Source organism: Desulfobacula toluolica Tol2, from assembly GCF_000307105.1.
Classification (GTDB): Bacteria; Desulfobacterota; Desulfobacteria; order Desulfobacterales; family Desulfobacteraceae; genus Desulfobacula; species Desulfobacula toluolica.
Window position 1 is genome coordinate 4,007,335 of the sequence record NC_018645.1, and the last position, 23,607, is coordinate 4,030,941.

General features: G+C 45.1%; 19 protein-coding genes and 1 riboswitch. Of the genes, 17 read left to right on the forward strand and 2 right to left on the reverse strand.

Annotated elements, in window-relative coordinates; translation table 11 throughout:
* The first annotated feature begins 18 nt into the window (after window positions 1–18).
* The 17 genes from TOL2_RS18260 to TOL2_RS18340 all read left to right on the forward strand — a co-directional run bounded on the left by TOL2_RS18260 (window position 19) and on the right by TOL2_RS18340 (window position 21,986).
* Window positions 19–1,971, forward strand: a complete 1,953-nt coding sequence (locus TOL2_RS18260; protein ID WP_014958770.1) for a TonB-dependent receptor plug domain-containing protein — start codon at window positions 19–21, stop codon at window positions 1,969–1,971.
* Window positions 1,972–2,287: 316 nt separating this feature from the next.
* Window positions 2,288–3,097, forward strand: a complete 810-nt coding sequence (locus TOL2_RS18265; protein WP_014958771.1) for a DUF3450 domain-containing protein — start codon at window positions 2,288–2,290, stop codon at window positions 3,095–3,097.
* Window positions 3,097–4,569: a MotA/TolQ/ExbB proton channel family protein gene (locus TOL2_RS18270; protein ID WP_014958772.1), complete on the forward strand. Its 1,473-nt coding sequence runs from the start codon at window positions 3,097–3,099 to the stop codon at window positions 4,567–4,569. Before TOL2_RS18265 ends, TOL2_RS18270 begins: the two co-directional genes overlap by 1 nt.
* Window positions 4,570–4,573: 4 nt before the next feature.
* Window positions 4,574–5,173 (forward strand): MotA/TolQ/ExbB proton channel family protein, encoded by a 600-nt coding sequence (locus tag TOL2_RS18275; protein ID WP_014958773.1) that lies wholly within the window; start codon window positions 4,574–4,576, stop codon window positions 5,171–5,173.
* 31 nt (window positions 5,174–5,204) lie between these two features.
* The gene (locus TOL2_RS18280) at window positions 5,205–5,624 is read left to right on the forward strand and encodes an ExbD/TolR family protein (protein WP_014958774.1); all 420 of its coding nucleotides are present in this window, start codon (window positions 5,205–5,207) and stop codon (window positions 5,622–5,624) included.
* Between the two features lie 4 nt (window positions 5,625–5,628).
* On the forward strand, window positions 5,629–6,312 hold the full coding sequence (locus tag TOL2_RS18285; protein ID WP_051012460.1) for an energy transducer TonB: 684 nt from the start codon (window positions 5,629–5,631) through the stop codon (window positions 6,310–6,312).
* Window positions 6,312–7,700, forward strand: coding sequence for a tetratricopeptide repeat protein (locus TOL2_RS18290; RefSeq protein ID WP_014958776.1), 1,389 nt, complete (start codon window positions 6,312–6,314; stop codon window positions 7,698–7,700). Before TOL2_RS18285 ends, TOL2_RS18290 begins: the two co-directional genes overlap by 1 nt.
* Before the next feature lie 59 nt (window positions 7,701–7,759).
* The gene (locus tag TOL2_RS18295; RefSeq protein WP_014958777.1) at window positions 7,760–8,551 is read left to right on the forward strand and encodes a sirohydrochlorin cobaltochelatase; all 792 of its coding nucleotides are present in this window, start codon (window positions 7,760–7,762) and stop codon (window positions 8,549–8,551) included.
* A 324-nt stretch (window positions 8,552–8,875) separates the two neighbouring features.
* A riboswitch (cobalamin riboswitch) is annotated at window positions 8,876–9,060 on the forward strand.
* 135 nt (window positions 9,061–9,195) lie between these two features.
* Window positions 9,196–11,175 carry a TonB-dependent receptor plug domain-containing protein gene (locus tag TOL2_RS18300; RefSeq protein ID WP_014958778.1) on the forward strand — a complete coding sequence of 660 codons (1,980 nt, stop codon included), beginning with the start codon at window positions 9,196–9,198 and terminating at the stop codon, window positions 11,173–11,175.
* A gap of 15 nt (window positions 11,176–11,190) precedes the next feature.
* Window positions 11,191–13,209 (forward strand): adenosylcobinamide amidohydrolase, encoded by a 2,019-nt coding sequence (locus TOL2_RS18305; RefSeq protein WP_014958779.1) that lies wholly within the window; start codon window positions 11,191–11,193, stop codon window positions 13,207–13,209.
* A gap of 87 nt (window positions 13,210–13,296) precedes the next feature.
* Window positions 13,297–17,193 (forward strand): cobaltochelatase subunit CobN, encoded by a 3,897-nt coding sequence (locus TOL2_RS18310; RefSeq protein WP_014958780.1) that lies wholly within the window; start codon window positions 13,297–13,299, stop codon window positions 17,191–17,193.
* Window positions 17,194–17,223: 30 nt separating this feature from the next.
* Complete coding sequence (locus TOL2_RS18315) at window positions 17,224–17,976, forward strand: DUF2162 domain-containing protein (RefSeq protein ID WP_014958781.1); 753 nt, start codon at window positions 17,224–17,226, stop codon at window positions 17,974–17,976.
* The gene (locus TOL2_RS18320; RefSeq protein WP_014958782.1) at window positions 17,973–18,620 is read left to right on the forward strand and encodes a MotA/TolQ/ExbB proton channel family protein; all 648 of its coding nucleotides are present in this window, start codon (window positions 17,973–17,975) and stop codon (window positions 18,618–18,620) included. The genes TOL2_RS18315 and TOL2_RS18320 overlap by 4 nt, the downstream gene beginning before the upstream one ends.
* Window positions 18,617–18,982 (forward strand): DUF2149 domain-containing protein, encoded by a 366-nt coding sequence (locus tag TOL2_RS18325; protein WP_014958783.1) that lies wholly within the window; start codon window positions 18,617–18,619, stop codon window positions 18,980–18,982. The genes TOL2_RS18320 and TOL2_RS18325 overlap by 4 nt, the downstream gene beginning before the upstream one ends.
* A complete protein-coding gene (locus TOL2_RS18330; RefSeq protein ID WP_041279616.1) occupies window positions 18,979–20,571 on the forward strand; it encodes a carbon-nitrogen hydrolase family protein in 1,593 nt (530 codons plus the stop codon). The genes TOL2_RS18325 and TOL2_RS18330 overlap by 4 nt, the downstream gene beginning before the upstream one ends.
* 259 nt (window positions 20,572–20,830) lie before the next feature.
* Entirely contained in the window at window positions 20,831–21,085 is a 255-nt protein-coding gene (locus TOL2_RS18335; protein ID WP_014958785.1) for a glutaredoxin family protein, read from the forward strand.
* Between the two features lie 310 nt (window positions 21,086–21,395).
* Window positions 21,396–21,986 (forward strand): DnaJ domain-containing protein, encoded by a 591-nt coding sequence (locus tag TOL2_RS18340; RefSeq protein ID WP_014958786.1) that lies wholly within the window; start codon window positions 21,396–21,398, stop codon window positions 21,984–21,986.
* Window positions 21,987–22,001: 15 nt separating this feature from the next.
* On the opposite strand, the gene TOL2_RS18345 is transcribed toward TOL2_RS18340, so the two are convergent.
* Both TOL2_RS18345 and TOL2_RS18350 read right to left on the reverse strand, forming a co-directional pair.
* A complete protein-coding gene (locus TOL2_RS18345; protein WP_014958787.1) occupies window positions 22,002–23,297 on the reverse strand; it encodes a CpaF family protein in 1,296 nt (431 codons plus the stop codon).
* Complete coding sequence (locus TOL2_RS18350; protein WP_014958788.1) at window positions 23,294–23,593, reverse strand: DUF6812 domain-containing protein; 300 nt, start codon at window positions 23,591–23,593, stop codon at window positions 23,294–23,296. The genes TOL2_RS18345 and TOL2_RS18350 overlap by 4 nt, the downstream gene beginning before the upstream one ends.
* Between the last annotated feature and the right edge of the window lie 14 nt (window positions 23,594–23,607).

Genomic DNA, 23,607 nt, shown 5'->3' on the forward strand with positions numbered 1-23,607 from the left:
ATAAAGGCTAAAAAAATAATGAACACTGAAAAATCAATACACATAAAAGGACATGGTGTGGTCATAATGCTTTTATGTACTGCACTGTTCTGCATGTGCTTTGCCTCAGCTGCCAAGGCTCAGGATCATGACGGCCCGGCAAAGACATCTGACCATCAACCAGCTCCCATGGAGCTTCAACAGGTGGTGGTGATCGGTGAAAAAATTGATGATTATATCAAAAAAAATCCCGCCCAGATTGTCAGCATGGATGCCAGGGAAATCGAACAGAGAAACTTTCTCCAGGTGAACGAAGTCCTTGGCAGCATGGCTGGAGTGGATGTCAAACCCGGAACCAGTGGAATGGGAACAAGGATTTCCATCCGGGGCGGCGGCGGTTCAGGATCAGTACTGGTACTTGTGGACGGCAGACCCGTGAGTACCATGCAATATGGCGGGGTTGACCTGGGCAGTATTCCCATAGACATTGTAAAAAAAATCACTGTCTTTAAACCCCCTGTCCCTGTCTGGCTGGGGCCCGGCAGCAGTGCCGGTGCCATCTATATTGAAACCAAATCCGGACAAATCAAATCCAAAAAAATCGAATCAAGGCAAACCGAGAAAAAAAGCGTAAAAAACGGCCGTGTCAGAATCTTGGCCGGATCATATGGCCTGGCCAATGTCAGTGCCACATGCAGATCAGATGCCGATGACAGTGATTATATGATTTCAGGCGGTGTCGGCCATAACGACGGAAAGCGGGACAACAGCAAAAAAGATCAGGGCAATTTAAGCATTCACTATGGAAAGGCAGTTGATTTGTTCAAATACCAGGTGAACGCCAAAGGCTTTATATCAGATCATGGTGTGTCCGGCCCGACTTACAACCCCACCCCCAATGCCCACCAGCGCTATGAAAAAGCAAGCCTGGATGTCAAACTCGACGGAATGGCTCAGCAGGCACTGGATTATGATGTCAAAGCCTATCTGGATGTCAAAAAGCTGGAAGACACCGCAAACAATGGCGATGTAGCAAAACTGGATGCATTCACCACAGGTTTTGGAACCAATTTTTTTATAACCAACAGCGCGGAAAAAAACGAATTCCGTTTCGGTACACTGGCAGAACACAGTCGGGTAGACCATACGCTGAGCGGAAAACACGAAAGAAATATGGCTTCTTTTCATGGGGTCTATACATTGAGATCCGCCCCCTTTAACCTTACCACAGGCCTGAGATCTGATTATACCAGTGATTTTCACTTTTCTCCGGGCGGCAATGCAGGAGTGAGCTATGAACTGTCTGAAAAAACGATTGTCAAAGGCAATGCCGGATATTCTGAAAATATTCCCTCTTTTGGCCAGTTGTACCAGCCAAGTCACGGATGCATTGATCAGGTCAGGGGAAACCCGGATCTGGAAAAAGAAAAAATCGTTTCTCTCTCTTTAGGAATCACTCATACCTTTGAAAACAAAAATGAGCTTGAGTTCTCTTTGTTCAGGACAGATACCTGGGATCTGATCAAATACCAGCGGGGAATTGATCTGATCAGCCGCCCGGATAATATCAACCGGGCGTACAAGCAGGGACTGGAAACAAGTGTCAGGTTTCACCTGACATCCACAACAGACCTGGATCTGAACCATATCTGGCAGAAAACTGAAAACAAGGACAATGGAAAAAATTTGAGTTATGCTCCCGAGCATACCCTCAAGGTGATCCTGAAAACAAAATTCAAAACCGGAACCAAACTGGAAATTACGGCAAGGCACTATAGTGATCAGTTTACCGATACTCTGAACACCGAATATGAAAAAATAAAAACCTACATCACCACAGATGCCAAAATTATTCATCCAGTCCTGGTGCTGAAAAAAAAGGCACAAATCTTTGTCCATATTCACAATTTGTTTGATACTGATTTTGAATCGCACTACGGGTATCCGGATGACGGATTAAAGGTACAGGCAGGTTTAAATATAAACTTTTAGGAGCTGTTTGCAAAAAATATAAGATGGAGAAAACATTTGACTTTTTAAAAAGCATTTTATAATACTTTTCAATCAATTATGATAATTTTCAACCAACTAACCTCACAGCAGAAGCTGTCCATCATAATTTTGATTAAAACAAAAATCCAAATAAAATAATAAGAGCCGGTTAGTACAGGCTGTCATTTATTAGCAAGATCTAAAAAAAAGGCCATGAAGGTCAATGATCCTGAAAATGGATACGGCTTTGTGGTCTTTTTTGGTTAGGGACTCATATAACACTTAACCCTTTAAAATATAAGATGATTGAATAAAAATGAAATTTTTCAAGAAACAAACAAACAATTTAATAGTGCAGGCAGTTGTCCTGTTTTTGGGGGGATGTGCTTTTGTTTTTCCCTCCACAGGATGGTGCAGAACAGACACGGTAAAACAAGTGAAGCAGCCGGTTGAACAGTCGGTGCAGATCCGCCGGGAAACACAGAAACAAAGAGACCAATGGGAACAGGAAAAATCAAAACTGGCTCTATTGTACGAACAGCTCAAACAAGAGCATGAAATGCTGGTATCGGAAAACAAAGACTTAATCACAACTCAAAAAAGTCAAAAAAAACTGAACCAGACCCTTTTAAAACAACAACAAGAATCCTCAAAAATCCAGAAAGAATTGTTTCCCTTTTTAAAAGAGGTGTATGCCCAACTTTCCACCCTTGTAGCCAATGATCCCCCCTTTTTAAAAGAAGAAAGGGCAGTACGGCTGAAAACACTTGAACAAGTGATCCATGATCCCGAGGTTTGCATTGCGGAAAAATACCGGAAGGTAATGGAAGCCCTTTTTATTGAAGCAGAGTATGGCGCCACCATTGAAGTATACCAGGATAAAGTGCTGATCGGCACAGAAGAAGTTCTGGGCAATATTTTCCGCCTGGGCCGGGTTTCTCTTTTCTTTTTATCATTAGATAAGCAGTCTTCAGGTTATTTTAATGTGGCACAAAAATCATGGCTGCCACTTGCAGACGACCACCTCCCAGCCATTCGCTCAGCCGTTGAAATCGGCAACAAGAGAAGAACTGTGGAGCTTTTACCCCTCCCCTTAGGACAGCTGGCCATACAAGGAGATGAATAATGATAAAGAAACCCCTTTTTATTTGTATTATCATGGTCTGTCTGGCAACGCTTCCCGCCTTTGCCCAGGATGTTCAGCCGGACATGCAATCTGACAGACGATCTGACATGCGATCAGATTACAAGACATTTGAGCAGCAGCGCAGGCAATTGATTCAAAAAGCTTTGGATGAGAAAAAAGAGGCACAACAAGAGGCACAAGACCAGTTGACATACATTAAAAGCAATAAACAAGCCCTGAAAAAAGCCATTGCACAGCTGAAAACCAATATCACCCATCTTAAAGCTGAAAACAAACAGATTCAAACCCATATCACTGAATTAAAACTTGAGGAAGACCGTCTCAAACAGGAGCTTGAAAAAACCAGTGGAGTGAACCGTGAATTTTCAGGATTTGTCAGGAGCAATGCAAAAGACTTGAAAGCCCTTTTACTCGAAAGCCTTCAATCCGGTCTTACACCGGGCCGCCACAATTTTTTGGAACCCGTCATCCTCCAGGAAAAATTTCCTTCCATGGATGATGTCAGAAAACTGGTACATAACCTGTTTGATGAAATCCATACCACAGGCCAGGTAACACTGACAAAAGGCTTGATGGTTGATCGCCAGGGCAAGGAGCAGGAGGCAAAACTGTTGATCCTGGGAAATTTTACAGGTATTTATCTTCTGGATAAAGAGGCTGGATTTCTTTTGTATTCAGACCAGAGCCAGCGGTATTTTGCCCTTTCCAAACTGCCTTCCTCACGGATAACCAACAATATCACAGCCTATATGCAGGGTAAAAGCGACAATGTTTACATGGACGTTTCAAAAGGCGGAGCGATCCGGCAGCTGGCCCATCAGCTAAACCTGATGGAACAGGTTCCCAAAGGCGGTGCCATTGTCTGGCCCATATTGATCATCCTGATGATAGCCGTTCTTATTCTCATTGAAAGAGTCTTCTTTTTTACACAAAGACGTACCCACCCGGAACAGCTGATGAAAACTATCAGGGAACTTGTCATGGCTGATAACTGGGACGGTTGCCGCAAATTTCTGGAATCTAAAAACCGCAAACTTCTCCCCCAGGTACTCCTGACAGCCATGGCATTTAAAGACCAGACCCGGCAGGACATGGAAAATGCACTTCAGGAAGCCATATTGGGGCAAATCCCAAAAATAGAACGATTTTTATCCACCCTGGGAATGCTCGCGGCCATTGCCCCGCTTCTCGGCCTTTTGGGAACCGTCACAGGCATGATCAACACCTTTCATGTGATCACTTACTATGGCACAGGTGATCCCAGGATGATGTCAGGCGGTATTTCAGAAGCGCTTGTGACAACCATGCTGGGCCTGTCCGTGGCCATCCCCATCATGCTGGCCCACACCTTTTTAAGCCGCAGGGTTGAAACCCAGATTTCACGCATGGAAGAAAAATCCGTAGCATTTGTCAATCTGGTGTTCAAGAACAGAAACGAGAGCAGGCAATAGTATCATGATCACAGAACTGCTGTTTTCCATAGAAAATTATATCCGGTCAGGCGGAGCCGTAATGATACCGATTTTGACCATCTCATTTTTCATGTGGCTTTTGATCATCAACCGGGTGATGTTTATGCACAGGCTTTATATCAAAAACATTACCCGGGATACGGCAGGGCAACTGGTCAAAACCAATCAAATGCCGGAAGAAAAATACCAGGGTGCCAACTCGCTTCTGGTAAGAGAATTTCTTGCGGCCCGAAGCCATGACCCAAAACTGGATGATTTTATCCTTGATGAAACCGTTGTGAGGCTGACCTCATCTTTGGACACCCATCTTGCCGTCATAAGGGTATTGGCAGGGGTTGCCCCCCTTTTAGGGCTGTTGGGCACGGTAACCGGAATGATGGACACCTTTGATGTGATCACCATTTTCGGCACAGGCAATGCCAAAGCAATGGCAGGCGGTATTTCCGTGGCATTGATCACCACTCAGACAGGACTTATGGTATCCATACCCGGTCTTTACATGGGCGGATTTTTAACCAAAAGAGCCCAGAACCTTAAATACAGAATCGCTGCCACCGGCATGTATTTAAAACGTTTTCTATAAAAAAATTTTTATCAACAAAAGGAGATTTTCCATGCTCAACATTTCAGCTGCCAGACGGGCAAACTCAAAAAACCTTGAGTTGAATATCGCCCCCCTGATTGACATGGTCTTTATATTATTGATTTTTTTCCTGGTAACCACAAGTTTTGTAAAAGAGACCGGAGTTGACATAGCAAGGCCCACAGCCTCAACAGCGGTCAGTAAAGCAAAATCCACCATCCTAATTGGCGTTACACAGCACAACACCATCCATATTGACCGGCGCCAGGTGGATATCCGTGCGGTCCGGGCCAATGTGGAACGGGCCCTGGCAGAAAACCCGGAAGGCAGTGTTGTTATTGTGGCGGACAAACAAAGTCTGACAGGTCTTGTGATCAATGTGATGGATGCCTGCAAGCTGGCCGGTGCCCAAAACATATCCATTGCCGCAAACCTGGATACTGGAGCATAGAAGTATGTTTGTCACCTCTTTCAGATCTTTTTGGGGATGGACATTGGCCCTGGTAGGTTCCATCCTTCTCAATATAACTCTCTTCGGCTTGATGCCCGGCCTGATCCAGATGGTTCCCGACAAGCCTGATGCACTGGATGACATCAGACAGATACGGGTCATCAGGGTTAAAAAACCCACAACCCCGCCCCGGAAAAAAGAACCGGAAAAAATAAAAAAACCCGATACCTTGAAAAAAATAGCCCGATCCCATACCACACCCCTCAAACAAAGGCCCATGAACCTGAAGCCACGACTTGACTTTGAATTAAACCCGAAACTTCCGGCAGCGCCAATGGATCTTGTGATGCCAAGTCTTGAACACTTTTCCATGAATGGCCCGATGCTGAAAACCCACTACACCATGGGTGAACTGGATTCCCCCATTACCCCCCTTGTAAAAATTCCACCCATCTATCCGATCAGGGCCACCCGGCGTGGGATTGAAGGAGCTGTAACGGTCCAGTTTCTTGTGACAAAAAACGGAACCGTGGAACAGATCAGCATCATTGATGCCCAGCCTGAAAACATATTTAACCAAAGTGTGATAAACTGTGTTTCCCATTGGAAATTCAAGCCAGGAACCGTGGAAGGCATTCCTGTTGCCACACTGGCTCAAACCACTATCCGATTCAAACTGGAGCAATAATGAAACAGATAAGGTTGAAACATATTTTAATTCTCCTGGTTTTTCTGGTGATACCGTCACTTTCCATGGCAGAAGAAGAACACCTTCCCCTGGCAGCTGGTATTTGTGTCAACAAAGCCCAACTGCTGTTTCAAAACGGCGAAATCCCAAAAGCCGTTGACGTGCTGGAAAAGTTCACGGCAAAGCAGGCCGGGCTTGATAAACAACAAATTCAAAAAAAAGGATATGCCCATTATTATATCTATTTCCTTTTGGGCAACTATTACCTGACACTGGCACAAGAAACTGAAGGAAAACAAAACAAAATATTTTCCCGCAACGCCATGACAAACTTTCAGAAGGCGGTTCTGCAGAATCCAACCTTTTGTGCAGCCTGGCTGAATCTTGCAAAGACCAGGTATGAAGCCGGCCTTTTTGCCCAGGCAGCCAAAGCTTTTGAAAAAGGATACCAGACATCTGAAACTCAAAAACCGGTTCACCTGTATTATGCTGCAGTCTGTAATTTTCATGCAAACGACCCTGCAACGGCATTGACCGTATTTAACCGGTTGATAAAACTTCACCCTGACAAAGTGACCCTTGCCTGGAAAGAAACCCTTGTCCATATCCTTTTCGCCCTTGAACGTTACCGGGATGCCCTGCCCTGGCTTGAACAACTGGCTTCAAACTCAAAAAAAGAAAAACAAAAAAAATGGCAGGAGATTCTGCTGCACCAGTATATGTCATTGAATATGAACAAAAAGGCCCTGGAATATGCTGATTTTCTGACCCGGACGGATACCCTGGAACCAAAATGGTGGAAGGCGCTGAGCCATATCCATCTGGGAAACAACCAGTTCAAGCAGGGATTATCCGCCCTGGTCATTTACGGCTACTTGACCCCCATGACCCGTAAAGAGCTTTTGCTGGCGGCAGACCTGTATCTTTCCCTGGATGTGCCAGCCAAGGCTGCATCTTTTTACACGGCTGCATTAAAAGAGAAACAGGATCAAAAAAATATTGCAAAAATAAGCCGGGCCTTTACCATGGCCTATGATCAGGACAAAGCCCTGGAATGGATTGATAAAGGACTGTCCGCTTGTCAGGACATTAAACTGCTCAGGATAAAAGCCCAAATCCTGTATAACAAAAAAGAATATGCAAAGGCAGCAGACGCATATGAAACGCTGGCAAAAAAAATGCTTGAACAAAAGACGGCCTCAAAAAACGATACCCCGGGCCAGGTATGGCTAATGCTTGGGTATTGCGCCATGAATGATCACCAGCTTACCCGGTCGCAGAAGGCTTTTTTAAAAGCATCCAAGTATAAAAAACAGCAAAAGTCCGCCCAAAAAGCCATTGCCTTGATAAAGGCAATGCAAACAAAACAGAACTGTCAGGTAATGTGAAATCATAATTTTGTTCATCAGGCGGCAGTTTCAAAAAACAAAAAAAGGATATTACAGCAATGACCAGTAAAAAAAATACAAATAAAGATGTTCCCATTATTTTAACTGCATTCGGCACCACTGCACGGGCATTTTCAACCTATGAAAAAATGGGCCAGGTGTTTGAGGCCACATTTCCGGAACATAAAATTCACTGGGCCTATTCCTCGAGAATGGTAAAATGCACCATGAAACGCAAAAAACAGCTTGATTTAAAAGATCCCATTGAAATGGCCCAAATTTTTGCCGAGCAGGGCCACCAATGGGTTGTCATGCAATCACTGCACATGATCTGCGGTCATGAATTCGACCGCTTAGTCACGGAAAGAAGCCATGCAAATATCCGCTCCTCCATTGGCCTGCCCCTGCTGACCTCTTACAATGACTATGAAAAAGCAGCTCTTGCCCTTGAGCCTATGTTCCCAAAAGATAAAGATGAGGCCGTCATCCTTGTGGGCCACGGTACGGACCACCCTGCATGGACTGCCTACCCTGCCATGGAAGCCGTGCTTCGCCGACACTATGGCAACCGTATATTCATAGGTGTGGTGGAATATTTTCCAGATATGGACGATACCCTTCAAAGAATAAAATCTGCCGGGTATAAAAAAGTCTGCCTCATCCCCTTAATGCTGGTGGCAGGCGTCCACTTCAAGGAAGATCTTACCTGCGAAGAAGACTCCTGGCAGAAAACCTTTGAACGAAACGACATCCAGGTCTCAGTGGTTGATCACGGCATCGGTTATATTGATGGCATTACAAAAATATTTTGCGACCATATATCAGATGCATTGGATGTTATACCATTGTAATACCGAATGTGTTTTACCCAAAAAATTCTGAACAAAGAACTATAACACTCGATATTTGAATAAAATGAAACATACACTTAAACAAGGACTTCTTATTTTTTACCTGATATGGGGCTTGTTTCTCTTTGATCATGTTTTTTGATGAAAACAACAAATTGATTCAGCATCAGAAATCCGTCACACAGGCAACTGACAGGCAAGGTTTAAAAATTTATTAAGCTCTCTCTGATAGAAAGTTAATAATATCAGGCTAAAAACGTGCGTGAAAAATTGAGGCCAATAAACACAATTTGTTTTTAACTTGACATTTCAAAGTTATTAGTTAATATTTTTTCCCGTTCAGGTGCTTAAAGCATTTAGCACAATAGGGAACCACGTTGAAATCGTGGACGGGCCCACCGCTGTAATCGGGGACGAACGCTGCAGTATACCACTGACCAAATGGTTGGGAAGGTGTGGCGCAAGATTGATCCGTTAGTCAGAAGACCTGCCTGAACATAGAGGGTATAAACTTTGAGGACGAAGTGACCCTTGTCAAATATCTAAGGATAAAAAAGGGAAATCCCTGGAATGAATAATTATTCAGTCCGGGGATTTTTGTTTTTCCGGACAGGCAATTTTACTTGTTTATAGGAGGTTTTTTCATGTTTAAGCATAGATTTGTTAAGTTGTTTGCAGTGTTATTGTTTATGTGGTCACTGCCTGCCTGGAGTGAAGAAATAGAACAGTCGGAAAAAAAGACGTCGATATTAGACACGATGGTGGTAACTGCGGGAAGAGTGGAAGAAAAAAAAGAGGATGTCACCACCAATATTACAATTGTGACAGAAGAAGAGATCCAGCAGTCTTTTGCCCAGGATCTGGGTGATTTGCTATCCAAAAAAGGGTTTATGATCCGGGAATATCCCAATTCACTTGTTTCAGTGGAAATCCGTGGTTTCAGGACTGAAACCCATGGTAATGATCTGGCCAGTCATGTTCTTATTCTGATCAACGGACGACGGGCCGGAACCGGAAATCTGGCAAAAATAATGCTGGGTAATGTGGAGAGGATTGAAATCATCCGTGGACCTGGGTCTGTCCAGTATGGTGCTTCTGCCATGGGCGGGGTTGTCAATATTATTACCAAACAAGGGGCCGGCAAACCTTCATTCTATGCGGAAGGAACTTTAGGCAGCTGGGACTATCAGCAGGCTTCAGCCGGAGCTTCCGGCCAGTTCAAGGCTTTTGACTTTTCATTTGATGCCTCAAAATCATCTCAGGATGATTACGACACTGCCAATGGCGACAAATATTACAACACGGGATTTGATTCAAAAAAGAGAGTTAGTTTCAATACCGGCTGGACGTTTGCGCCTGAAAACCGGATTGGATTCAGCTATACCGGGTATGAAGGTGATGGCATCGGAAATCCTGACTATCTGAGCAATAATGATTTGGACAATTATGTGGACCATGCCATCAAAACCTTTGATTTGGTTTATGATGGGCAAACAGCTGATGGATTTTTGATATGGAACCTGCGCTATTTTAATGGAAAAGATGAGTACGAAACCTTTGATCCGGAAAATTATGGCAGCAATAATTCCTACTTTAGAGATACAGATCAACAGGGTGCGCAGGCACAGCTGACGGCTAAGTGGGATTTCGCCCATATCACAGCCGGTGCTGACTGGACTAATTATGCCATCAGCAATACCTATACCATGGCCGGTGAAGAAAACACTTATGACAACCCGGCGGCATTCCTCATGGCAAAAATCAAACTGATGGACAACAAATTGATTCTATCGGCAGGGGGCCGTTATGATAAATATGAAATCGAAAGTGATGATGGTCAAAAGACTGATGAAACCAACTGGTCCAGCAATTTAGGAGCAGTCTACAAACTGGCACCAGGGTTAAGTGTACGGGCCAATTTTGCCGAAGCATTCAGAATGCCAACCGCAGACCAGCTTTACATGTTTAATGATTACAGCGCCTGGGGGTTTGGCATCTGGTCTGGAAATCCGGATCTTAAACCGGAGGAAAGCAAAACATATGAAATAGGCATGGATTTTTCAAGAGCAGCCTTTTCTTGTGGTATGACCTATTTCTACACGGATTTTAAAAATAAGATTGATTATTCTTATATCCCGGCTGAAGACCTTACCCGTTATGAAAATGTTGAAGGTGCCACCATTTCAGGCATTGAAGGCAGTCTGCAATTGGATATTGGAGCCCTGCTTGACTGGTCATATACACTGGCGCCCTACGGTTCATTTACCTATCTTACCGAATATGCGGATGACGCTACCAAGAAAGATCTTCAGTATACCCCCAATTGGACGGCATCCTATGGTTTAAAGGTTGCTAATTCCGATATCGGCTTCTCCGCAGGCCTGAATTTCAGCTATATAGGTGAGCAGGATATAACCGACTATGAAGGAACCGGTGCCACAGCACTGGGAAGCCATACTGTTGCTGATCTGACTGTTTCCAAAACACTTTTGTCCTTTGAAAAATATGGTGATGTTTCTCTTAAGGCTGAAATTCAAAATCTTTTCAACAAAGACTATGCGGTTGTTCAAGGGTATCCTATGCCGGGTCGTACATTTTTTGCCGGTTTGAAATATTTGTTTTAAAAGGATTATTAAATAATGAGATCAGATAATCGTCGTTTAAGCTTGTGCTTTTTTCTGACCGGTTTGATCCTGATGCTGCCCCTCCCATGTTCGGGAGGGGCTTTTCCCTTAACTGTAACAGATTCCGCACAAAACAAGCTCATTATACAAAAAAAACCCCGGCGCGTGGTCTGCCTGGTGCCCTATATCACAGAAATGATAGGGGCATTCGGCCGGGAACAGGTACTGGTGGGGTTGACCCGTCAAGACCTGGTTTTGTATCCTTCCTTTCGAAAAAATCATGTGGGCGGTTATTTTCATCCCGACATTGATGCAATTGCCAAAACCCATCCGGATCTGATCATTGCAGCTCCTTTTCATAAAGCAGTGATTCAATATTTTGGACCGGACTGCTGCCCCCTGATGGTGATGGAAACAAAAAGCATAGCAGATGCCTTTTATCAGATGGAAATAATCGGGCAATTGTTTGATTGCGAAAAAAAAGCCTCAGAGATCATCCAGCGCAACCGGGAACAATTGGCATTGGTCAAGTCCAGGCTGGGCAACCTGCCGGTCCAACAAAGAAAACGAGTAGTCCGGGTAATGGCGGGCACCACGCTTTCCTGCCCGGGTGACGATTCATTCCAGAATGAAATAATTACCGCCGCCGGGGGCATCCCTCCCAAATGGGGGAAAAACGGATTTGCCGTGCCGGTCAGCCAGGAACAATGGCAGCAGTTCAATTCCCAGATGGTCTACGGATGCAGCAGAAACGAAAAGGCTGTGCAAGCCTTTCTGAAGCAGGACGGCTGGAAAGATGTGGCAGCAGTGCAGAATGGATTTATCAGAATGTTTCCCTGTAATCTGACCTGCCAGGTCTCCACACGGGTGGGGTATTTTGTCCAGTGGCTGGCAACCGTCCTCTACCTGGATCTGTTTGCAGACCCTGAAAAGGCCGTGACCACCAATGCGGTTCTGGATGAATCCCCTGTGGTCCTGGGCCTTGATTATGTTAAGCAGGCTCGGGTGGTGCGGCACCGGGTGGCGGATTCCGAATACAAGTCCCTGGTGATTCGTTTCAACGGCCCCCAGGAGATCCTGTCAACCTTTGAAGGAAACCTGACCGGGATACTGGGAGCAGGCAACACCTATGTGCCCATGCCTGCCAGCCTGGGACACATGGCCTATGGCGTTACCCAGGCACAGGAAGCGATCCAAAAAAATCTGGGGTTTGCCAAAGGTGAATTTAGCACCATGATGACCGGTGCTGACATGGACAACCTGGCCGTGGTAAAAAAGAGCTTTAAAGACCTGGAAGTGACCGCACTGGTAACGGCGGGTGTCAAAGGCAATGCCATGCGCATGTCAAAGGATACCGGCCAATATTTTTCACACGGCACCATCAATATTATTGTCATGACCAATCGTACCCTGCCCCCCAATGCCAGGGCCAGAAGCATTATAACAGCCACCGAGGCCAAATCCGCAGCCCTGCTGGATATGGATGTCCGCAGTTCCTACACACCGTTGACCCACCGTGCCACCGGCACGGGCACTGACAATATCATGGTGGTGCAGGGGGACGGGCCTGTTGAGCGCTTTGCCGGTGGACACAGCAAAATCGGCGAGCTCATTGCCAAAGCGGTCCATGCCGGTGTCACCCAGGCGATTTTAAAGCAGAACGGTCTTGCGGCAGACCGGGATCTGTTCCAGAGATTAACCGACCGTAAGCTGAGGATAGAGGAGATTGTCAAGCACTGCGCCTTTGATTATGACAAACAGGTCCTGATTTCCAGAATGGAAAAATTATTGGCAACACCCTATTATTCGTCTTTCATTGAGTCGGCCCTGTCAATCAGTGATGACTATGAAAAAGGGCTTATCAAAGAATTAAACTTTTTCGATACCATGTGCTGTTCAGTAACTGCCAGGCTGTCAGGAAAAAAAGATATCAGACCTGAGACCATTGATTCGTCCAATGCTCTGCCGATTGTTATGGCCAAGGCGTTTGATGCTTTGATTTCCGGTATCACAGGAGATCATAATGAAAAATAATAATAACTTCTATCAGGTTAACCACTTGGTAACAAGACAGATACTGAAACCATTAGAAGCAAGTTCAGCATTTCAGGAGAATGCATCATGTACAAAAATCAAACTATAATCTTATTGATTGTTGCCTTCCTGTCCCTGGCTTCGACAGCTTTCCCGGCTGACACCAGGGACAAACAAACCCTGACCCTGCTGATGGGGGCGGCAGCTTCCTATAATGTCACCCAGGCCATTTCCCAGGTATTGGAAGACCCCGGGATATCAGGGCATGTGACCCTCCATTATTATACAGAGGAAGATCTGGCCGATGGAAAGATCGATCAGGAGGTCATCAATGAATCCGGCATCATCATCCTTGATGACATGTATCGCACCTTGAGCGAATATGTTCTTGAAAATGCAAATTTCAAGACAACCAAGGTTTACGGTCTTTCCACGGTGGCAAACAACCCTGAAAAAATCATATCCGATCCCAGGATCAAGCAGTATGCCCGTTCCCTTACCCGGAAAAACATATCAAACCTCATCTGTTTTCTGCTCAAGCGGGAATACGGCCTGGCTACGGACTGTGATCCGCCCCAAATCGTTCCGAAAACAGGTATTTTCCATCCCCAAAGTGATCGCATTTTCGAAAGCTTTGAGGCCTATTTTTCCTGGTATAAATCATCAGGACTCTACAAAGAAAAAGGCTTCTGGGTCGGGATTCCTGAAATGAATACCTACGTTTATCCAGGAGAAACCGGATACGTTGTGCGTTCGCTCATCGAAAAGCTGGAAGCAAACCGGATCAATGTGTTGCCGGTATATTCCTATCCCCCGGACAAGGCGGTGGAACACTATTTCTACGACGAAAAAAGCCGAAAATCCAGGGTCAACCTGATTGCGGCCATGTCCTACAAGTTTGCCCCATCCAGTGCCGAAAAAACCCGAAAGCTTTTTGCCAAACTTGGGGTTCCGGTTTTAAATCCCATCAGAGTGCATTTTCTGACCATTCCCCAGTGGGAAAATGATCCCCAGGGGCTTGGACCCATGGAAGTCACCTATGCCATGAGCAACCCGGAGGTTCTGGGCCTGATCGAACCTTCCGCCATAGGCGGCAGGGTGGCATCCCGGGACAAACAAACCGGAAAAGATGTATACACCTATCAGCCCATTGAAAAGAATATCGACTTTTTCATCCAACGCATCAATGCCTGGCGCAGACTCCAGTCAACGCCGAATAAGGACAAAAAAATTGCCATCATGTTCTGGAACCACACCCCCGGCAAGCAGAACATCGGTGCCACCTACCTGAACGTGTTCCGCAGCCTGGAAGAAATTTTACAGCGGCTTTCCAAAGAAGGCTATCATGTAGCGGGTAACCTGCCATCTGAAGAGGAGATAAAAAATCTTATCCTGGCCTCCGGCCGAAACATTGGTTCCTGGGCTTCGGGTGAGCTAGATGCGCTTATCAGCAAAGGACAAGCGATCCGCCTGCCCTTTGAGCGCTACAAGCAATGGTATCAAACCATTGATCCAGAATACAAAAAAAAGGTAGAAAAAGACTGGGGCCGAGTGGAGGATTCCAAAATCATGACTCGGAACCAGGATATTATTTTTCCCTGTATCCCCCTTGGCAACATCATCCTTATACCCCAGCCCTCCAGGGGCTGGCATGATGATCCGATAAAGCTATACCATTCAACCAAGCTGATGCCCCATCATCAATATACGGCATTTTACCTCTGGCTGAAAAACGAATTCAAGGCCGATGCCATCGTCTCTTTTGGGACCCACGGATCCCATGAATGGCTTCCCGGCAAGCAAGCGGGCTTAAGCCAATCCTGCTCCCCGGAAGTCCTGATCCGGGACATACCCAATATTTATCCCTATGTCATGGATAATATCGGAGAGGGGGTCCAGGCCAAACGCCGGGGCCGGGGCGTGATTATCGATTACCTGATCCCGGCCATGAAAAAGGCCGGAACCTATGAAGAATACGAGGAACTTGGGGGCCTTATCAGCGAGTATAACGACACCTTAATCCGGAGTCCCGAACTGGCAGGCCAAAAATTCAAGCGCATTGAAGCCATGGCAGCCAAACTGGGACTGCTTGAGGATCTGATGATAAAAAAATTTAACGAAGAGGCCATTGAAGCTGTTGAACATTATTTGCTTGAACTGCAGGAAGCCAATCTGCCATACGGCCTTCACACCTTTGGCACCTCTCCCACAGGGGAAGCATTAGAAGAATTTTCCCAACTGATCCATGAACGCAACGACACACTTGCTTTTCAAGAAATCAAAAAGAATTTAAGCCTTTGCAATAGAGAAATGGATCATCTGATTAAAGGCCTTGACGGCGGATACATCCCTTCTGCTGAGGCCAATGACCCCTTGAGAAACCCCGAGGCCATCCCCACGGGGAATAATTTTTACGGGTTTGATCCAGCCAAGGTGCCGTCAAAGGATGCCTGGAACTTAGGAAAAACCCAGGCCGATCAAATGATTGAAAAATATGTAAAAGAAAACAAAACCTACCCGGAAAAAATCGGCCTGGTTTTCTGGAGTATTGAACTTCAACGCAATGAAGGAACCCAGGTGGGGACCGCTCTCCACCTTCTGGGGATGAAGCCTGTCTGGGACAAGAACAACAAGGTGATTGGGGTTGAACCCATCCCGGGAACTGTACTCGGTCGGCCGCGGATTGATGTGCATATGCAGGTGTCAGGCCTTTTCAGGGATAATTTTCCCACCCTGATTCTGCTGATGGATGAAGCCGTGCGCAAGGCCGGCCAACTAAAGGATGTGGACAATTTCATTGCTGTTCACAACCAGAAAATAAAAGCTTACCTTCTGGAAAAAGGCTATGACGAAAAAGAAGCCGATCAGTTAAAACAGCTGAGGGTGTTTTCCAATGAATTGGGCAGCTACGGTAATACCATTGAAGACCTTATTCCCAACAGCGGGCTCTGGGAAGGCGATGATGAGATTGCCGATGTGTTTATCAACTTTGTCTCCTTTGGATATGGTAAGGGCGTGTGGGGCAAACCCCTGAAGTCCGCCTACAAAAAGAATCTTGAAGATGTGAAAATGACCATGCACACCCGGTCCAGCAATCTGTTCATGAACCTGGATACCGACGGCGTTTTCTCAGAGCTGGGCGGCCTTGCCCTGGCCGTAAAACGGGTCAGCGGGGCATATCCGGATGTGGTGCTGTCCAACCAGATGAACCCCGATGCCGCCTATGTTGAAGATATAGAAAAAACCATTGGCAAAGAGCTGCGCTCCCGTTACCTGAATCCCAAATGGATTGAGGGCATGAAAAAGGAAAATTATGCAGGTGCAAGGGAGATGAACCGGTTTGTGGAACATCTCTGGGGCTGGCAGGTGACGACTCCCTTTGCCGTTGACGGTGCAAAATGGGAACAGATCTATGAGGTCTATATTCAGGACAAATACGGCATGGAGCTGAAATCCTTTTTTAACAAACACAACCCCTGGGCCCGACAGTCCATGGCGGCACGGATGCTGGAGGCGGACCGTAAAGAATACTGGAAAGCGCCGGAAGAGATAAAAAAGAATCTGGCCAGGACCTATGCATTAAATGTCATTGAAAAAGGGGTGGCCTGCTGTGAACACACCTGCAACAATCCCATGCTTCAAAAATTTGTCACCAACATCATTTCCCTCCATGGCCTGCTGACGCCCAAAGAGCTGGAGCAGTTTAAAATGGTCATTGCCAAAGCCGTGGGAAAAACCCAGGCCGAACATGAAGCCGAGCATGCCAAAACCTGGGAAGGATTGAAAGAGCCCATTGAAAAAAATCAGCAGGAAGAGACTATCAAAGCGAAAACCCAAGGCAAACAGATGAAAGGCTTTGAAATGGTTGAAGACAAAATGGAGGAGACAAAGATTACGTCATCGGGCTCATCCTGGATGGTCATGGTTATTGTCATCGGCATCATAGGCCTTGTGGCCCTGGGATGGAAAAGAAAAAAAATATAAGGAAACACTCGTTATCAAGGAGTTATAAAAATGTTTGAACAATTATGGATGAGTGGGATACTGGTTGCTTTTTCCGCTTTTGGCATCAAAGCAGGCATGGGGCTTGGCGCACAGGTTTACAGCAAAACTGTTTCTACAAAGAAAAAAGCGCTTTTTCTTGCTGCAGGCTTTTTTGCCTATCTTCTCCTGTTTTTGCTTATGTATGCCCTGGTGAGCCGGCTGAATCTGTTGAGCTACCTGGACCATCTTTCCAACATGCTCCAATACGGCATGCTGGTACATCTGCTGGTTGCCGCAGGATTGTTTGTCTGGGGAGCAAAATTGCTGTTGAATCAGTCGAAAAAAAACAATTCCTCCCTGTTCCGGGCCAGCCTGCTTCTTGTTATGCCCTGCCCGGTATGCGCCACCGTGATCCTTCTCAACCTGACCCTGGCCCTTTCCCTTTCAACCCTGACCCCGTTTTTAACCACCCTGATCCTGTTCGGTCTGTTTGCGGGCATAATTGCCGTAACTTTAGGGCTGCTTTTTCCCTATCACCATCGGATGGGCTCAGGCAATGTTTTCTTAGGATCGTCAATGACCTTGATATCCCTTTATTTTCTAATGACCGTTATCATCGCCCCCATCTACCCAAAAATAAAAGCCGCCTTTGCCATGGCGGTTTCCAATACTCCGGTAAGCGGGATCGACCCCAAATCAACCCTTATTTTATCCGGACTGTCCCTTGCCCTGGCAGGCACAGGATTTATCCGAACCTATTTTAACAAAGGAGACATTCATTGAACCTTTTTCCTGCATTCCAAACCATTCTCTATACCATTTCCACTGCCCTGCTTTATCCGGTGGTGGCGCTGCTAATCATCCTCTGTCTCTGGCTGCTGGTCTATTCCGGCGGATTTATTGCAGAATGGATAAAGCGGACTCAATTTCGAACAAACGGGCAATTGTCGGATTCCCTGGAAATGATTCAAGAACAGCTGGCGCTTCCCCCTTCTTTAAGTGAAAATCTGCCCGCACACATCACAGCCTACACCCGGCAGATTAAAAACATCATAGCCGGAAGTTCCGTATTTCAAGAAGAAAAAGTGGAAGACCTTAATCAACAAAAACAATATGCCTTGTTGCGGGAGGTGGATAAAATCCGTCTCATTGTCCGAATCGGCCCGAGTCTCGGGCTCATGGGAACCCTGATACCCATGGGAACCGGTCTTGCCGATTTGACCAAGGGCAATATGGCTCAACTTTCCTCAAGCCTTATCCTGGCCTTTACCACAACGGTTGTGGGCCTGGCCCTTGGAGTTACCGCCCATTTTTTCTCTGTTGTCAAAGAACGATGGACAATTGAAGATATGCGGCATATCAACCTGATCACCGAAGCCATGGTCAAAAAAATGGTCAAAAAGGATATAAAGGCGGAAAAATTATGAAATACCTGATCACCAGCCGACCGGGACAATTGGGCCGTGCCGGAAAAGAAGAGCCAATGAACGGGGTGGCGAATTTGTTTGATGTTGCCCTGGTTTTTATCGTGGCCCTTCTGCTTTCACTGATGTCCACCTTCCAGGTCCTTGATTTTTTTAATCCTGAAAGTGATATAACCATCATGAAAAAAGTCCGGGATCAATGGCACATCATCACCAAAAAAGGCCAGGAGGTCAAAGTCAAAAAGGTGACGGACCGCAAAGTGGGTGGAGATGAAGGCTTTGAACTTGGTACTGCCTATCAGTTAAAAGACGGCCGTGTTATCTACATTCCCAATGGCACCAATCAGGAGGAAGGTATAAAATGAAAATTTTGTTCCGATGTGTGGTAATGGTATGTTTTTTATGGGGACACTTTGTCATAACCTGTACTGCCGGACCTGATACCTCAAACTCTTTGAAAATTGCCCTGGTGCATTACGGCGTGAGATATAAAGATCCAAAACTGAATTTAAAAGAGCTGGTGCGGCTGAATCGCAAAGCCGCCCTTGAAGGGGCACGTATCATCCTTAACACGGAACTTGCCGTCAGTGGATATTCTTTCCAATCCCGTCAGGACATTACCCCCTATACAGAAACAGACAACGGAAAAACAATTCAGGCCATAAAAACGCTGTCCAGGGAACTGGGGATTTACGTCGGAATTACCTTTCCTGAACGCGACCCCTTAACCCAAAGTTACTATAACAGCGCCTTTGTCATTGATCCCCAGGGGCAATTGGTGTGCAAATACCATAAGATTTATGCGGAAAAGCGATGGGCAAGACCCGGCAGCCCTTATCAAGAAGGGACATTTGACACACCATGGGGTCGAATCGGGGTAGCCATCTGTGCAGACAGCTATTTCGGGCTGATCCCACGGACCATGGCTTTAAAGGACGCAGATTTTCTGTGGATTCCTGCCAACTGGCCTCCCACAGGCCAATTGAGTCCCCTGGAGGTCTGGCAGGCCAGGGCACTGGAAAACGGAATCTATCTGGCCGCCTGCAACAGAACCGGAAAAGATCGCGTAATGGACTGCCGACAGGCGGTTTCCGGTGTCATTGATCCCACGGGCACACCCATATTTTCAGGATCATCGGAAAGCAGCAAGATTTTTTTTGCTGATATCCCCCTGAATGAAGATGGCCGTTTTGGCAATATTCATCGACTGGAAAGGATGAAATTACGGGATATTGACCTATACCGCCAGATCTATCTGGACCCCTGGGTTGAAAATTTAACCTTGTATTATCAGTTGCCAAAAACAGGTATGCTTGATGTTCACTGTTTTGTACCCCCATCATCGGGCCGGATTGATCTTAAGGTCTTGGAAACCGCTGTTGAAAAACGCCAAACAGACCACCCTGCCCTGTGGATACTGCCTGAATCCTCTGCAAACCAAGCAAAAGAGGCTGATCTGTTAAAGATCTCCAAAAACCGCAATGTGGCCTTTGCCTTGTCGGTTGCCGGTGAAACTCAGACGCTGAGTCTGATTACTCCCAAAGGCATTCAGCCCTTTTTTGAACCGGATATCATCCCTTCTCAGGCATTTCCCTTTAAACTCATTCACTACGGACCTGCTGCCATCGCCATGGTTCCAATGGAGGCTTTCAGGCATCCGGAACTTGCTGTTGTTCTCGCCAAATTGGGATGTGATCTGGTGGTAGTGTCTGAAGACAAGCTATCTTCGAAAGATCTGCTTTTAAGCCGAATGAGGGTACTTAACAGCGTTGCTGTGGCAGCTTGTTCGAACAATGGGGCACAGATCACCTGCATGCAGGGGCTTCACGGCAACCTGGATCAACAGCACCAGATCCAGCCGGGTGTTTGTACCTATGGTTTGGATACATCCAGGACACGCAAGAAAAGTTTTCAATATCACATTGATTATGATCTATTGCTAAAAAACAATTAAAAAAGCAATGGCCCCCTGATTTCCCGGCAAATTACAACCAGCGGAGTTACCGGGTTCAGGTGATTTAACAGCAGTTATCAATAATCCATTGAGTGAATTGTAATGTTTTTATGTCTGGGGATGTTTATGCTTGACACACAACTCAATTTAAGATTGATTGTCAGGTAATAAAGCAATTTAATTTGCTAAATATTTTGCTATAATAAGATTTTAAAACAAAAAATTACCCATCATACAACTGATTATCAAAGAGGTTATTATGTTGAAAGTATATGCTGCCAAATGGTGTCCACATTGTACGAAAACCGTTGAATATTTAAAAAACAACAACATTGAATTTGAATATTTTGAAATAGAAAAGCAATCAGAAGAGACAATTCAAAAAATCATTGAAATAAACGGAGGAGATGATTGGGTTGTACCAACACTTGAATTTAATGGAAATTGGAGGAAAGGCAAAGTCTATAATGAAAAAGAACTTGGCTTTGATTTAAATAAATTAGGATTAAAATAAAGCCATAACTTTAAAAATTTACTAACACCGGTTTTCGTCTTAATCACCTTGGCGATTTTCAATTCATTACTATCACCGTCAAAAACTACAGCTATTTGAAACTTGTCTCCCAAATCGACTCCAATTGTGATATTATTTCTGTTATCCATGGATAGCCCCTCTTCTGTTTCATGTATAGACTGTTTATGCTTGACACATGCATTAATTTGAGATTGATTGTCAGGTAAGAAAGCAATCTGATTTCCCAAATATTTTGCCATGATAAGGATTTAAAACAACTATTACGAAATCACAAATAAGGATTAACGGAATGAACAGCATCGCCTTTGATGATTATTATGAAGACCTTCAAATAAGTCCCAATGCTGATTTGGAAACTATTGAGCGTATTTATCGATTACTGGCAAAACGCTACCACCCGGACAATAAAAAAACAGGGAGTCTTGATAAATTTAATATTATCAACAAAGCGCATCAAGTGCTGTCAAATCCGGAAAAACGAGCTGCCTATGATGTTGTATATGAAGAAAAAAAGAATCATCAGTGGCAAGCTATTTCACAAATTTCTTCGCATGACGGATATGAGCAAGATTTGTATAATCGAAGATGCCTGCTGTCCATATTATATATTAAGTGCAGGGAGAATCCATCCGACCCGGGTATCGGTTTGTGGCACCTTGAAAAAATGTTAGGCTGGCCGGAAAATGTAATGGAATTTCATTTCTGGTATTTAAAAGAAAAAAGTTATATCCGGCGCGACGAAAACGGCCAGTTGGCTATCACAGTAACAGGTGTAGACAAAATTGAGCAAGATGGTTTGGTGCTGGGAAAAGATCGATTACTGCCGGAATCCACAGAAGAAAACCACAGATTAAAACTTATTAAAGATGATCCAACTTAAAACAGTCTTGTCCATTTACCATATACTGGATTTTTTGAAATTGAACAATTCAGGTCCCAAATCCAATCCTGCAACCTTAAGTTTCTGACTGAAAAACGGCCTGACACCGGTAGCCGTTAACTCACCGATAACAGTTCCGTCATGGTCAATTTTGCGTTGTTCAAATTTGAATATCTCTGTCATGGTGATCACATCACCCTCCATACCCGATATTTCGGTAATGGACGTCACTTTACGGGAACCATCACTGAAACGCGATACCTGTATGATTACATCAATGGCTGAGGCGATCTGTTTACTGATAACCCGGATGGGAAGATCCAAACCGGCCATAAGACACAGGGTTTCCAGCCGGCCGACAGCATCCCTGGGAGAATTGGCATGCACAGTTGTCAGTGAACCGTCGTGTCCGGTGTTCATGGCTTGCAGCATATCCAGAGCTTCACCACTTCGGCACTCGCCAACCACAATCCGGTCCGGCCTCATTCTCAGAGAATTTATTACCAGATCTCTTATTGTTTTTTCATATTTACCCTCGATATTGGGTGGTTTTGTTTCCATCTTCAGGACATGTTCCTGCTGCAATTGTAATTCAGCCGCATCTTCAATGGTGATAATCCGCTCATCATCAGGAATAAACCCGGAAAGAATATTAAGCAGGGTTGTTTTACCGGAGCCTGTTCCCCCGGAGATAAGGATATTGAGCCTGCCTATGACACAGGCCCGAAGCAACTGAACCATATTTTCAGTAATGGAACCCATTTCGATAAGCTGCTCAAAGCCTATCTTATCGGTTTGAAATTTTCTGATGGTTATACACGGGCCCTCGATCATCACCGGAGGGATAACGGCATTAACACGCGAACCATCCGGCAGACGGGCATCTACCGTTGGGTTATTCGCGTCAATGGTACGGCCAAGAGGCAAAATTATCCGTTCAATGAGCTTTATTATCTGGGCATCATCAGCAAAGGAAACATCTGCTCTTGTTATTTTCCCATTACGTTCAACATAAGTTTTATTAATGCCGTTTACCATGACTTCGGTTATGTCGGGATCATCCAGAAGAGGTTGCAATGGCCCAAAACCAAGGACTTCATCCAATACCTCTTTGAAAATCCGGGTTTTAACAGAATCAGAAAATCCAGGGTCATTTGCCTGATAAATCTGTTCCAGGCAACCTATAATTGCCTGGCGGTTTTCATCAAGTGGTACAGAATTTGCTTCCATCATGCGAGTAACCGTATCAATCAAATGATGCTTGAATCTGTTAACATCTGTTTGTGGTGATTTTTGGTCCAATTTATTCATGAGTCTTCCCCGTCATTTTTTAGATCATCATCCTGGAATAACCATACAATGTCCTGACGATTTACAGTTAGAAAACTGCAATTATAAATAAGCCTACTTTTCAAATCGTAAATTCCGGCATCTGTTAAGGCTATAAATGTATTGGACTTATCCAATTCATCCTTTATTCTCTCATGCAGACGCACATGAAACTTCCCTTTAATCAGGTGATTAGACATCTGAATGTGAACATCAACAGGTCTTTTTTTTATTACTTCGGTAAAAATTTTACCTTTTTCATCAAATGTAGTTGGCATATGTCTTTCCTTCA

What these genes read in the sequence shown, in the direction of transcription:
- TOL2_RS18260 (WP_014958770.1), top strand. Translation starts at nt 19, where the DNA reads ATGAACACTGAAAAATCAATACACATAAAAGGACATGGTGTGGTCATA.
- TOL2_RS18265 (WP_014958771.1), top strand. Translation starts at nt 2,288, where the DNA reads ATGAAATTTTTCAAGAAACAAACAAACAATTTAATAGTGCAGGCAGTT.
- TOL2_RS18270 (WP_014958772.1), top strand. Translation starts at nt 3,097, where the DNA reads ATGATAAAGAAACCCCTTTTTATTTGTATTATCATGGTCTGTCTGGCA.
- TOL2_RS18275 (WP_014958773.1), top strand. Translation starts at nt 4,574, where the DNA reads ATGATCACAGAACTGCTGTTTTCCATAGAAAATTATATCCGGTCAGGC.
- TOL2_RS18280 (WP_014958774.1), top strand. Translation starts at nt 5,205, where the DNA reads ATGCTCAACATTTCAGCTGCCAGACGGGCAAACTCAAAAAACCTTGAG.
- TOL2_RS18285 (WP_051012460.1), top strand. Translation starts at nt 5,629, where the DNA reads ATGTTTGTCACCTCTTTCAGATCTTTTTGGGGATGGACATTGGCCCTG.
- TOL2_RS18290 (WP_014958776.1), top strand. Translation starts at nt 6,312, where the DNA reads ATGAAACAGATAAGGTTGAAACATATTTTAATTCTCCTGGTTTTTCTG.
- TOL2_RS18295 (WP_014958777.1), top strand. Translation starts at nt 7,760, where the DNA reads ATGACCAGTAAAAAAAATACAAATAAAGATGTTCCCATTATTTTAACT.
- TOL2_RS18300 (WP_014958778.1), top strand. Translation starts at nt 9,196, where the DNA reads ATGTTTAAGCATAGATTTGTTAAGTTGTTTGCAGTGTTATTGTTTATG.
- TOL2_RS18305 (WP_014958779.1), top strand. Translation starts at nt 11,191, where the DNA reads ATGAGATCAGATAATCGTCGTTTAAGCTTGTGCTTTTTTCTGACCGGT.
- TOL2_RS18310 (WP_014958780.1), top strand. Translation starts at nt 13,297, where the DNA reads ATGTACAAAAATCAAACTATAATCTTATTGATTGTTGCCTTCCTGTCC.
- TOL2_RS18315 (WP_014958781.1), top strand. Translation starts at nt 17,224, where the DNA reads ATGTTTGAACAATTATGGATGAGTGGGATACTGGTTGCTTTTTCCGCT.
- TOL2_RS18325 (WP_014958783.1), top strand. Translation starts at nt 18,617, where the DNA reads ATGAAATACCTGATCACCAGCCGACCGGGACAATTGGGCCGTGCCGGA.
- TOL2_RS18330 (WP_041279616.1), top strand. Translation starts at nt 18,979, where the DNA reads ATGAAAATTTTGTTCCGATGTGTGGTAATGGTATGTTTTTTATGGGGA.
- TOL2_RS18335 (WP_014958785.1), top strand. Translation starts at nt 20,831, where the DNA reads ATGTTGAAAGTATATGCTGCCAAATGGTGTCCACATTGTACGAAAACC.
- TOL2_RS18340 (WP_014958786.1), top strand. Translation starts at nt 21,396, where the DNA reads ATGAACAGCATCGCCTTTGATGATTATTATGAAGACCTTCAAATAAGT.
- TOL2_RS18345 (WP_014958787.1), bottom strand. Translation starts at nt 23,297, where the DNA reads ATGAATAAATTGGACCAAAAATCACCACAAACAGATGTTAACAGATTC.
- TOL2_RS18350 (WP_014958788.1), bottom strand. Translation starts at nt 23,593, where the DNA reads ATGCCAACTACATTTGATGAAAAAGGTAAAATTTTTACCGAAGTAATA.